At 41.7% G+C, this 12,705-nt stretch carries 10 protein-coding genes; 3 read left to right on the top strand and 7 right to left on the bottom strand.

Going from position 1 to position 12,705, the window contains the following annotated elements; translation table 11 throughout:
• Window positions 1-51: 51 nt before the first annotated feature.
• A complete protein-coding gene (locus tag MHH26_RS04510) occupies window positions 52-591 on the bottom strand; it encodes an RDD family protein (RefSeq protein ID WP_060596139.1) in 540 nt (179 codons plus the stop codon).
• A gap of 301 nt (window positions 592-892) precedes the next feature.
• Here MHH26_RS04510 and MHH26_RS04505 point away from each other — a divergent pair, with 301 nt between their 5' ends.
• Window positions 893-1,045 (top strand): hypothetical protein, encoded by a 153-nt coding sequence (locus MHH26_RS04505; protein ID WP_162839369.1) that lies wholly within the window; start codon window positions 893-895, stop codon window positions 1,043-1,045.
• A gap of 62 nt (window positions 1,046-1,107) precedes the next feature.
• On the opposite strand, the gene MHH26_RS04500 is transcribed toward MHH26_RS04505, so the two are convergent.
• Window positions 1,108-1,992, bottom strand: coding sequence for a cation diffusion facilitator family transporter (locus MHH26_RS04500; protein ID WP_034662794.1), 885 nt, complete (start codon window positions 1,990-1,992; stop codon window positions 1,108-1,110).
• 292 nt (window positions 1,993-2,284) lie between these two features.
• Between MHH26_RS04500 and MHH26_RS04495 the strand changes: the two genes are divergently transcribed.
• On the top strand, window positions 2,285-3,454 hold the full coding sequence (locus MHH26_RS04495; RefSeq protein WP_340972565.1) for an aminotransferase A: 1,170 nt from the start codon (window positions 2,285-2,287) through the stop codon (window positions 3,452-3,454).
• A 25-nt stretch (window positions 3,455-3,479) separates the two neighbouring features.
• On the opposite strand, the gene MHH26_RS04490 is transcribed toward MHH26_RS04495, so the two are convergent.
• The gene (locus MHH26_RS04490) at window positions 3,480-5,309 is read right to left on the bottom strand and encodes a PAS domain-containing protein (RefSeq protein WP_340972562.1); all 1,830 of its coding nucleotides are present in this window, start codon (window positions 5,307-5,309) and stop codon (window positions 3,480-3,482) included.
• Between the two features lie 155 nt (window positions 5,310-5,464).
• Window positions 5,465-7,591 (bottom strand): peptidoglycan D,D-transpeptidase FtsI family protein, encoded by a 2,127-nt coding sequence (locus tag MHH26_RS04485; RefSeq protein ID WP_340972559.1) that lies wholly within the window; start codon window positions 7,589-7,591, stop codon window positions 5,465-5,467.
• Window positions 7,592-7,927: 336 nt separating this feature from the next.
• Here MHH26_RS04485 and MHH26_RS04480 point away from each other — a divergent pair, with 336 nt between their 5' ends.
• Entirely contained in the window at window positions 7,928-8,728 is an 801-nt protein-coding gene (locus MHH26_RS04480) for a CAP domain-containing protein (RefSeq protein ID WP_034662807.1), read from the top strand.
• 237 nt (window positions 8,729-8,965) lie between these two features.
• On the opposite strand, the gene MHH26_RS04475 is transcribed toward MHH26_RS04480, so the two are convergent.
• From MHH26_RS04475 to MHH26_RS04465, 3 genes are all read right to left on the bottom strand, one after another.
• Window positions 8,966-9,838 carry an NAD(P)-dependent oxidoreductase gene (locus MHH26_RS04475; RefSeq protein ID WP_307499539.1) on the bottom strand — a complete coding sequence of 291 codons (873 nt, stop codon included), beginning with the start codon at window positions 9,836-9,838 and terminating at the stop codon, window positions 8,966-8,968.
• Window positions 9,839-9,851: 13 nt separating this feature from the next.
• On the bottom strand, window positions 9,852-10,637 hold the full coding sequence (locus MHH26_RS04470) for an SDR family oxidoreductase (RefSeq protein WP_307499538.1): 786 nt from the start codon (window positions 10,635-10,637) through the stop codon (window positions 9,852-9,854).
• 75 nt (window positions 10,638-10,712) lie between these two features.
• Entirely contained in the window at window positions 10,713-12,674 is a 1,962-nt protein-coding gene (locus tag MHH26_RS04465; protein WP_340972556.1) for a methyl-accepting chemotaxis protein, read from the bottom strand.
• Window positions 12,675-12,705 lie beyond the last annotated feature (31 nt).

The raw sequence follows: 12,705 nt of genomic DNA, 5'->3' as shown, positions 1-12,705 counted from the left end.
CAATCTATACAAAAAGCACCCCTTACTATTGAGCAGAGGTGCTTTTTTTCTTTATTTCTTCACAACAATCGTACTTGCAATTAAATCGTGAAGCGCTTGTTTTTTCTCTGTGAAAAAGGCAATGATGTACCCAATACATAAGATTGGAGACAAAAAGACTTTTGCAAAAAAGCGGCCAGTTGCTCGTCCGAATGTTACTTTTTCGCCTGTTACTTTTGTCACTTTGATCCCAAGAGCCATCTTACCAAGAGTTCCTTGCAGTTTTGATGCTTCCATAATAGCGTAATAAAGCCATGTCAACACGATACCGATTAAGATCGATGCTACGTAGAAAAAAATAAGTCCCATAATGACAGCCCATTCTTCATCCGTCATGACGGTTGTGGAATAGTAATAGCTGTCATCCTCTAGCATAAATGCTGCCTCTGGGCTTGAGACAAAAAAGAGTGTGAACAAAATAAACATGATGAAGGCATAAGGAACACTGATAATGACGCCGTCCAAAAGGTGGGCAAGAAAGCGGTAGCCCACGCCTGCTAGCTCAGGATGCTTCTTTTCTTGAATGTGTGGTTCTGTTATGTTTGTTTCCATCCTATTTCTCCTTTATTATGTATGTTTTCTATAAATTTCTTATAATCATTCGTTATTATATCTTATGAATATAGTAAGATCAATGGAGCTGTATACTTTTACATATATTTTAGATCAGTTTGTTCTCAATTTTTTATGAGAATAAATAATGAAAATTTGTGAAAATCATGGCAATTCTAGTTCTTTTACCTCCTGATTTTTTAACATTTTGTGATATTTTCGTCTTGTTTCCATTCTGCTGTTGACAACCGCTCTTCACATGGTACAATAGTCAAGGATTTTTTAAAGAAAGGTGTTCATGATGGGAACTGTCGTACTATTAAAGAACAACGAAATGACTGTGATTGAAGATATTTGCGAAGCTGATTTTTTGGACATGAAGCATGATTTGTCAAATGATGACGCAGCTTATATCTCTTGGTATGAAGATTACGATACTGCTTATGGATATTGATTTCATTTCATAGATGAAGCGTAAAAAAAGGCGATACAACCTAAGTTGGTTGATCGCCTTTTTTACGTTTGTGATGTTCTTTCACTTTCAGGTTCTACATGAATAAAGATTTGTGCATGCGGAAATTCTTGCTGAATCTTCTCTTCAATTCGATCACATAATTGGTGAACATCTTCAATCGTTGTCTTACCATCTACAATTAAATGGAAATCAATATATTCCTCTGCACCGGATCGTCTTGTTCGAAAGTCATGATATTCGATGAACTCTTGACTGAATCCTTGAATGATTGCTTCTATCGATTGTTCTTCCTCGGGTGTTAGCCGGGCGTCTACAAGCGGCGGGAAGGCTTCTTTCATGAGTTTAAATGCTTCACGCATAATAAAGAGAGCGAGTATCATTCCAATGATCGGATCTAAGAAATACCAATCGGTTAATGCTACAAGCAATAAACTGAATGCGACCCCTAGTGACGTATACACATCTGTTAACAGGTGCAATGCATTCGATTTCATGGCAACAGAATGCACTCGCTCCGCCTCTTTGTTCACAACCTTCGATACGATAAAATTGATGAGCGCGCCTATCAGCATCACCACAATGCCAAGCACAGGCAGCTTGACTGGCTCTGGGTGCATTAATTTGTGAACACATTCGTATATGATCCAAATGCCAGCAACGAAAATCAGCAAGGTCTCAATCGTTCCTGAAATATTTTCGACTTTTCCATGTCCATAAGGATGTTTAGAATCTGCTGGCTTTCTTGAAATACGAACAGAGATAAATGCAATAAAAGATGCCATTAAATCGAGAAAAGAATGAATGGCTTCTGATAAAACCGCAACAGATCCAGTCAACAGCCCCACAATGATTTTTAAGATAACAACAAATGTGTTACTCATCACGGATAGAAACGCGATTTTCGATGTCTTCGCTGATTGTTCCATCTATCGTCCTCCTTTAGGAGATCGTATGTCTATGAAAGCAATTCCCATGACTTGATTCTCACGTTCTTTCAGTTTACACAGTTGTGACGTTTTCTAATCCTGTTCACCGCAGCCTGTATTTTCTCGTGAGGTTACGCTATAATAAATGTTGCTCTTTCTTCAATATATCACTCATGCTGAGATGAATAGGAGAATAGACTACAGATAATGATATCCAGTGCCTTTCGCGGGTGACATTTATGCAGTGAATGGTAAAATAGGATAAAAACATAAATTTTTAAGGTGATGAGAAATGGAGCATTTGCTGAATCCAAGAGTAAAGGATATTGAAATTTCAGGCATTCGAACATTTTCAAATCTCGTATCGTCATATGAGGATGTTGTTTCTTTGACGATAGGCCAGCCCGATTTTTATACGCCGCATCATGTCAAAACAGCTGCCAAAGTAGCCATTGACGAGAATTTCACCTCGTACACTCATAATGCTGGTTTCCTAGAGCTAAGACAAGCAATCCAGCACTACATCAAGAAGAAAGTCAATCTTGATTATGATGCAGAGTCAGAAATCATTGTGACAACAGGTGCAAGTCAAGCGATTGATGCTGCGTTTCGAACCATTTTGTCAGAGGGTGACGAAGTCATTTTACCTGGACCTGTCTACCCTGGCTATGAACCGATCATTCGAATGTGCGGCGGGAAGCCCGTACATATCGACACAACGAATGCTGGCTTTAAATTAAATGCCAAGCTGATTGAGGATGCATTAACGGAAAAGACAAAGTGTGTTGTACTTCCTTATCCTTCGAACCCAACTGGTGTCACACTTTCGGAAGAAGAATTGAAAGAGATTGCCCAGCTCCTTGAAGGAAAAGACATCTTTATTTTATCAGACGAAATCTATAGCGAGCTGACATTTGACCGGCCGCATCATTCAATTGCCTCTTTCTTAAAGGAACAGACCATTGTGATTAACGGACTGTCTAAATCTCATAGCATGACCGGTTGGAGAATTGGCTTTTTATTTGCTTCAGCTCCAATTGCTAAACATGTATTAAAAGTACATCAATATAACGTGTCTTGTGCCTCGGCTGTCTCACAAAAGGCGGCACTTGAAGCTGTGACAAATGGTGTGGATGATGCACTCATCATGAGAGAGCAATATAAGAAAAGACTCGATTATGTATATGATCGGCTCATTTCTATGGGGCTTCCGGTCATTAAGCCTTCTGGCGCTTTTTATATTTTTCCATCCATTGAATTGTTTGGGATGAGTTCCTTTGATTTTTGTATGGAGCTGTTAGAAAGTACAAGACTCGCTGTTGTACCAGGGTCTGCTTTCTCTCCGCTCGGCGAAGGGTATGTGCGTCTGTCCTATGCTTATTCACTTGAAACACTGAAAGAAGGACTTGACCGCCTAGAACAATTCGTCCTTGAAAAACGTTCCATTCATTTAACAGACTGAAACAACGGCTCTCTTGCCGTTGTTTTTATTTTGCAGGAAACATGATGTGAAATACGGTGCCCTTTTCGGGATGACTATCCACACGGATCGTCCCATTGTGATTTTCTAAAATATTAAATGTCACCATGAGGCCAAGTCCAGTGCCTTTTTCCTTTGTCGTTAAAAAGGGCTCGCCTATTCGCTTCATGACCGATTCAGGAATGCCAACCCCTTCATCACGAATGGTGACGAGAATCCCATCCCTTTCTGCTTTGGCCGTGATGTCTACCTTTCCTCCGTCCGGCATGGATTCGACGGCATTTTTGATTAAATTGATAAACACCTGCTTGAGCTGATTTTGATCCCCGTTCATCAGGAGATCCTCTTCTATTTCACTTGTGTTCATTAAAATGCCATTTAAGTTCGCTTGTGTTTCTAATAAAGCCGTGACTTCACTGATGATTTTTTTCAAATCAAGTGTCTGCATCGAAGCCGTTTGCTGCGGTTTTGCCAGCATGAGCAGCTCGCTTAAAATAATTTCTATCCGGCTCAGCTCGGAAAAAACAATCTCGAAATATTGATCCCGATCTTTTGTTTTCGGTTTAATGAGCTGTAAAAAGCCTTTGATGGCGGTCAATGGGTTCCTGATTTCATGTGCGATGCCAGCAGCCAATTGACCTGCGATCGATAATTTTTCAGACCGGAGCATGAGCTCTTCTGTCTGCTTGCGTTCGGATATATCTCTTAAAATAATTTGAACGGCTGTTTCTCCAAAAAACGTAGTTGGGATACACACCATTTCTGTATAAATCAGCTTGTGTTTAAACGTATGACAGCTCATCGTGACAATCTCGGAATCTGATGCTCTTTCAATAATACGCGACAAGCTCTTTTTGACTTTTTGCTGGTCACAGGAATGGATCTGGTGGAAAATATCCTTTCCTATTAATTTATCGTAATGCTCGGCTTCAAATAATTTAATGCCTGATTCATTCATAAACACCCATTTGTGATCGTGAATGACCGCAATCGTATCAATGGAGTTTTGGATGAGCAGCTGATACCGCTCCCGGCTTTTTTGCAGAACGGTTTGGAATTTCTTACGGGATGAGATGTCTACTAACAGCAAAAGCTCTGCCCGCTGATTTTGATAGATCGTTGGTGATGACTTCACTTCGATATGAATGCTGCTTCCATCTTTCCGCTTCCAAATCTGTTCAATCATTCCGACTGGAAGACCTTGTTGCAGCCTTGTAATTCGGCTTCTCACAATGTCATGGTACTCCTCAGCAATAAAGTCAAATGCAGTTTTGCCGATCATGTCATCTCTTGTACATACCCCCATTAATTGAAGCATCGCATCATTCGCATAAACAATTTCCCCTAAAATCGTAATACATAACGGATTTGGCAGCATGGCAATCAATTGTTCAGCTTCACTGACATGTTGGAAAGCCGGCAGACTGCCTAACGACTGTTCTGACACTTCTGATGTTGTTTGAAATGCTGCTTTTTGCGGTTCAGCGTCCAGCACCCTCATTTTTAGGATCATTTCTCTACTTAATTCACTGTCTAACTCATCACAAGCGACAAAATCAATACTAGCTTCAATCCATACAGCTGTTAGGTCACTTCTAAGCAGTCTAAAGTGGCAAATCTCTAGCATGTGCTGATTGTAGAAATAACTTTCGACGAGAAATTGATCTTCGGTATGAACAAAGTCTTTCAAAAAACACCCTAGTAAATCCTTTTGTTCATAGAGCAAAAGCTGCTTACAGTTAGAAGAAATGTAGAGAAAGCGGCCATTAGAAGAAAGAACGGCATGTAAATCGATATTCGAATAAAGCTGATTCGAATCTTTCATTTTTTGTTCCATCGTCGTCCGACCCTCCTTTTCATTTTTTAGGGTTGTCCTTAGATTGATGTATAAAAAAGATTCGCTAGAAAACCCGTATTTTCCTTCCGTCATCGAGGGAAACGTCCATCTTTTCAGCAAAAAAGAGCACATTCACTTGCTGTGCTCTCTGATGTTTACTGCTTTTCGTATTTCTTTTGTAATTCAACGTACTTATCAATAATCTTACTTGGGATGGTTTTAATGACAGGGTCTTTATCTGAGACATAAGGTGTCACGACACTAAAAGCCACCTTCGGATTGGACGATGGATAATATCCCCCAAAGGTTAAATTGTACGTGGGATTTCCCCACCAGCTGCGGTTGGCACCATAGTAAAAGGTTTGGGCCGTCCCTGTTTTTCCTGCGACATCATGCTGACCAAAGCGGCCAGCGGCAGTACCGCCAGTCGATGTGACCATTTTCAGCCCCATTTTGACGCGGTCAATATCTGCTTTCGAGTTGTTAATCGTGTTCAGCACCTTCGGCTCATATTTTTTCACGACTGGGCCTACTTCATCCTTCTTCGTTGGAAGGTGAACGCTTTTCACCACTCTTGGCTGAACGCGATTTCCTCCATTAGCGATCGTTGACATATACTGGGCAACTTGAAGCGGTGTATACGTGTCATACTGCCCAATTGCTTCATCAAGCAAGAGTCCGCCGACCGTCTTAGGATGTGTCTGCATCCCGCTTGATTCCTGCGGCAAATCGATCCCTGTTTTCACGCCAAGACCGAATTGCGCATAGTAGTTTCTCATTTTTTGCAGGTGCTCAGGTCTTGCCGGTAACGGCCCATCCTTTTGATAGGTGATGCCCGCCATTCTCATCGCTACTTGGAACATGTAGACGTTGGAACTTTTTTGGAGAGCCTGAAGGTCATTGACCCATCCAAGAACTTTGTAAGACTGTTTCGCCTTTCCATTACTTCCTGCAAAATAAAGCGGTGTATCCATATAGGATTGGTTGTGTGACATCCCGTCCTGATAACCGCCAAGTACTGTGGCTCCTTTGACAACAGAGCCCATTTCGTACTGGGTCGTAAATGTTCCGATGGCATAATCTGTGACGTCTCTGCCATCCATTTTCTTGCCAGACATTGCGAGAACATCCCCAGTGTTAGGGTCCATCATCACGACAAATGCGCGGTCCATCATATAGTTTCTCGCACTAGCGGATCTAAGCTCTGATTCGACGATCTTGTCGACTTCCTTTTGCAGCTCCATATCAAATGTCAGTGCAAGATCAAGTCCTCTTCGCCCCTCTGTCCGTTTGATTTCATCGAGCAGCTTCCCGCCAACCTGTGTATATTGAACAGTCGCTTTCTCTGGATTCAGAAAATCTTCGTATTGATACTCTAAATAGCTCTTCCCTACCCGGTCATTTCGCGAGTAGCCTCTTGCCATATAGTAATCTTCACGCTCTTTTATAATGCCTTGCTCTGGTGTGGTCACACCGCCAAGTACATTATAAAGGGTCTTTTCATACGGATATTTTCTTGTCCAATCATTGATGACATTTACACCATGCAGTTCATCCAGATGCTCTGACACAAGTGAAATCTCTTCATAGGTCAAACTCACGGATGACGTCTGCTTGGATTCTTTTGTTTCATCAAGCAAAGCCACTTTTTCGTCCCCTTTTTTCTCTTCGTTCGGGTCCATTGCTTTCACAATTTGAGGCTCAAAGGCATATCCGCCTGTAAATCTACGATAGATCGCTGCAACTGCTTTTTCCTCTGCATTTTTTTCGATCGCCTTGACCTCTTCCTTAGGCACACGCTCTACTTGAAGCGGATAGACATCCTTTGCTTTAAGATCCTTTTTCTCTGCTTTTGAAAGGAGCTTATCTGCTTTTTCCGGGTGGCTCGCCAGCCAAAAATCTCGAATGTCACGCTCTCTCAAAAAATCAGTATCCATTTTTATATAAGTCGCAAGTTTTCTTGCTACTTTAATCTTATCCTTCGCCTTCACACCGCTTTCTGATGTATAAACGATGGCAGGTACACTTTCGTTATCAACGACGACTCTTCCTCTCGCGTCATACATTTTTCCTCTTGGGGACGGGTATGATGCTGTTTTGACCTCTGTTCGGTTTGCTTGCTTTTTATAATCCTCACCATTGACGATCTGCAGCACACCAAGCTTGATCACAAGTCCAGCAAATAAACTAAAGACAGCGAAGAAAAAGAGATTAATCCTCCAGGCGTTCCGGCGCTTGATTTTTTTCTGCTCGGCACCACCTTGATGCTGTTTCTCTCCCACTTATGTAGCTCCTCTCATCCTTTCAATCTTTTACAATTACCACTCATTATTGTAACACTTTTGTAATAGTTGTTACAGCGAAACAAGTGAAAAAAAGCTGTCAATCCCTATTATGCAAAAAAATATACTAACACTTTAAAATATTGGTATGTTTATGTCGTTTTCTTTAAATGGAAGAATTCCCTATCCTTTGATATGAGGCGGATTTTTTTATGACTTTAACAAAAATGACAAACAGGCATTGTCAATGGAGGATGCTGGTACGTTTATAACAAAAAGTCCATGTTATGATTTTCTGTGAGAAAACAAAACAAAGATTTTAGGAGGAGTTACAATATGAAGAAGAAATCATTCTTTTTTTCAGCGCTAACGGCTGCTGCACTCATCACGTTCACTGGAGGACATTCAGCTGATGCGAAGGAGCTTAACCTGAAACAAGTGATACATGTACAGCATCAAACCATTGATCTTCATACATTAGCTGCAAAATTACATATCTCTTCAGATGTAAACAAGCTAAGCAAGTCGAATCAAAAAGAGATCGAAGCTCTTTTAAACAAGCTGATCAAAAGCGGTCAACCTGTTACTGGCACAAAAGTGGTGAAAGAAGTAAACAAAGCAAAAAATGAACAAAAACAAGAATCAGTGAAAAAACCAACTGCTTCTAAACCAAGTACGCCAGCTAAACAAAACACAAACAACAATAACAACACAAAAGCTGACCAAAAAGACACAACGGCAGCAAAAGCAGACAGCAGCTTGAATGCATTTGAAAAAGAAGTCGTTGAGCTTACAAATAAAGAGCGTGCAAAACAAGGGTTAAAAGCACTTTCTGTTGATTCAAAACTAAGCAAATCTGCTCGCGCAAAATCTCAAGATATGAAAGATAAAAACTATTTCTCTCATACAAGCCCAACTTACGGATCTCCATTTGATCAAATGAAGCAATTCGGTATCACTTACAAAACAGCAGGTGAAAACATTGCCCAAGGTCAAAGATCTCCTCAAGAAGTTGTGACTGCATGGATGAACAGTGAAGGCCACAGAGCCAATATCTTAAACAAAAACTATACACATATCGGTGTTGGTTATGTGAAATCTGGCAACTACTGGACGCAGCAATTCATCGGAAAATAAGATATCTAAAAAACCTGTCCCTAAGTGGGACAGGCCAGATTGTTGACAAAGGGCTAAAATGATCTTCATTTTAGCCTTTTGTCTTCTTTTCAGCGTGATAGAAAACCTTTGCAGTCTAGGAAGGACGAGTACCGGAGCGGAGCGAATTTGACATTCGTGAGCACCGGCACGCAGGACTGACACCGAATGCGAGGGTTTGTCTACACGCTGACCTGTCTCTAAGTGGGACAGGTCTTTTTATTTTACCCATAATTTATATATACTCTGTGTGCCGCTGTTTTCTTCGCCCTGTTCGCTCAGCTTTTCATAAAGTGACTTTGCAAGCGCGAGTCCTGGCATTTCTTCTCCCATCAGTTCTGCTTCCTCAAGTGCAATGCCCATATCCTTGATAAAATGCTTCACGTAGAACCCTGGCTCGAAATCACCTTTCAGCATTCTTGGTGCAAGGTTTGACAAGGACCAGCTTCCTGCCGCGCCCGTTGTAATGCTTTTGAGCACATGCTCTGGATCAAGTCCTGATTTTTCGGCATAGGCCATGGCCTCTGCAACGCCTACCATACCTGCTGCGATCGCAATTTGGTTACACATTTTGGTATGCTGACCGCTTCCTGCAGGTCCTTGATATTGAATGTTTTCGCCCATTTGCTCAAATAAGGGCAGGCACGCTTCATAGGCTGATTTTTCTCCGCCAATCATAATCGCAAGCGTTCCATTTTTTGCCCCTACGTCTCCGCCAGAAACTGGTGCATCTAATGCAAACAACCCTTTTTCTTTTGCTTTCATTTCAATTTCTTTTGCCAGCTGAGGCTTCGATGTAGTCATATCAATCAGATAGGTACCAGGCGCAGCATGTGCCACAAGCCCTTCTTCACCTAAATAGATTTCTTCTACATCTGATGGATATCCTACCATTGTGATGACAGCATCTGCATGTTCTGCAATCTCCTTCACTGCCGGCTTCCATGATGCGCCTTTTTGAATGAGTGCATCTGCTTTCGCTTTTGTTCTTGTATAAACGAGAACTTCATATCCGGCATCCATTAAATGTCCTGCCATACTGCGTCCCATTACACCGATTCCAATAAAACCAACTGTTTGGATTTGTGTCATCACTTGTTCCTCCTTAAAGAGACTTTGTCAGTCCACCATCAATGATGAGTGTTTGACCTGTCATATATGTATTGGCTTCAGATAAAAGAAAAGCTGCATATGCTGCAAATTCCTCTGGCTGTCCGTAACGGCCAAGCGGAATCGCACGTTCGGCCTGTGCTTTGATTTCTTCAACCGTTAAGTGCTCTGCCTGTGCGCGGTGCTTGTCCAGCTGTTTGACGCGGTCTGTTTCAATTTTCCCTGGGGCTAACGTATTGATTAAAATGCCATCCTTTGCAAACTCCTGAGCGGCTGTTTTTGTCCAGCCGGCAATAGCCGGTCTAAAAGTATTTGACAGCATCAAGCCTGGGATCGGTTCTTTCACTGACATAGACGCAATGTTTAACACGCGTGCGCCGTGTTTTTTCAAATAAGGCAAGGCCTCTTTTAATAATCGAATATAACTGAGTAAATGAAGCTGAAATGATTCCATCCAGTCTTCATCTGTTAAGGTTTCAAGCGTCCCTGTTTTAGGCCCGCCTGTATTGTTCACAAGAATGTCTAGACACTTCTCATCTCCAGCTGCCGCTTGAACTAGCGCCTTGATTTGCTGCGCGTCAGACACATCACATACTTGATAAGTCAGCTTTCCTTTTACAAGCGGAGATAATTCTTTGACTGTTTCTTTCAGCGTGTGCTCATGCCTTCCTGAAAGCATCACATCTGCTCCCTCTTTTGCTAGAGCAAAGGCAATGGCTTTTCCAATACCTTGACTGCTTGCAGCGACCAAGGCTTTTTTTCCAGATAGATTGACATCCATGTCAACACCTCCTCTAGCTTTATTTTATCATACAAAAAGAACCTTGCTCACGTCGCAAGGTTCCTTTCCGCTTGATTACAGCTTAAACCGATCAACCGCCTGACGTAATGCCTGGCTTGATTCGTTCAGCATTTCAGTCGAAGTTTTCGTTCTTTCTAAAGCTTGGACTTGTTCATCTGTAGACGCATGCACTTCCTCAGCTGAAGCCGCAGATTCTTCTGAGATCGCAGCAATGCTTTGAATGGAGTCATTCATTTTCTGCTGTTCGTCTGTCATTTCATTGATCTGTGTATGAATGCTGTCAATTGAGCCGACAAGTGCCTGCATTTCCATTGTGATGCTGCTCAGTGCCTCGCCTGTTGCATTAATGGCTTCACCTTGTTCCTCATTCATCTTACTTGCTGCCGTCATCGCTTCAGCCGCCTTTTTCGATTCATCTTGAATGAGTTTGACGGTTTCACTAATGTGTTTGGTTGATTGCGCAGATTGTTCAGCAAGCTTTCTGACTTCTTCTGCAACAACAGCAAATCCTCGTCCGCTTTCTCCGGCTCTCGCTGCTTCAATGCTTGCATTCAGAGCAAGTAAATTCGTTTGATCAGAGATTTCAGAGATGGCGGTCACAACGTTTTCAATATTTTTCGTTTTATGTTCAAGGTCAAGCAGCATTTGCTCCACTTTCTTCGATTCCTCGTTCGCTTGTGTTGATTTTTGAACGAGCATACCTAGTGCATCGAGCCCTCTATAGCCTGCATCTTCAGATGATTTTGAGTTGGCTTGCATTTGCGTGGCAAGCTCACCCATATGACGTACTTTTTCATATAAATGCTCTGATTTCTCATTAATCGTTTCTGCTTCTGAAGCCTGCTTAGACGCACCTGTTGCCACCTCTTGAATGGCCGTTGCAATCTGTTCGCTCGACAGTAAGGTTTCATTTGAAATTTGCGTGACTTCATCCGTAGATGTCACTACTTGGTCTGAAGCCCCTTTTACTTTTTCAATTAACTCTCTGATCCCCTCGGTCATTTGATTAAAGCTCTTCGTGAGGAAACCAATCTCATCTTGAGATTTCGTTTCAAGTGAGCTGGTTAAATCACCTTCAGACACCTTACGCACATGCTCGATCAGACGCTTGATTGGCGTTGTGATGCTTCTTGCTAATAAGAAACTGAGAATGATCGCAAGAACAATGGCAATGACTGAAATCATGATGCTTGTCTGATTCATTTGTTCTGTGATCCAAAGCAGTTTCTTTTTCTCAAAGCTGACACCTATTGTCCAATCGGCCTCTTTGATTTTAGATATGACCGTCAGTTCTTTGTTATCATCAAGACCGGAATTGTCGATCGCTTTTTTTACAGAAGCGACTTTTGATATGTTTTTTCCTTGCTCAGTTGGATGTGCCAAAATCGTTCCTTTGCCATCTACTAAGAAAGCGTTTCCCATATAAGGAATCTTTTGTTCCTTTATATACGATTGAATGGAAGACAGCTTCAAATCAAGTCCTGCGACTCCAACAACCTTTCCATTTCGCACAATTGCCTTGGTGGCTGAGACAACCATTTCATTCGTTGCTTTATCAATATACGGATCTGTCCAGATGACTTCATCAGTCTTTTCAGCCGAATTGATAAACCAATCTCGCTTAGTTGGATCATATCCTTCACCAAAATCAGACTCTGGGAAGGCAAACATTTTACCGTCACTTGTTCCTATATAGGCAAGTGAGATGAGTTCATCCTGCTCCTGCAAGACTTTTAGTTCATCGTTTTCAAAGGCTAATGTTTGTTTTGTTTGCTTTTGTGCAAAATCTTCAGTCAGTGTACTTGTTGCCAGTTTGTTAATTGTACCCCCGTAATTATCAAGCTTTTGTGCAATAATATCTCTCATGCTTTCTGCTGTTGCCGCTGTGGTGGTTTTTGCATCCCGTTCAATGAGTGGTGTTAATACTATGTTGGAACCCACTTGAACGGCCACGACGGTTAAAATTAAAATAACTGAGATGAAAACAGCTATTCTCACTTGAAGTTTCTTAAACATCTCATCACCCCTACATCCTACTTTCGCATCT

This window comes from Bacillus sp. FSL K6-2839, assembly GCF_038003365.1.
GTDB lineage: Bacteria > Bacillota > Bacilli > Bacillales > Bacillaceae > Bacillus.
Note: the sequence above shows the minus strand (reverse complement) of the source record. Positions and strands in the feature narration are given on the sequence as shown.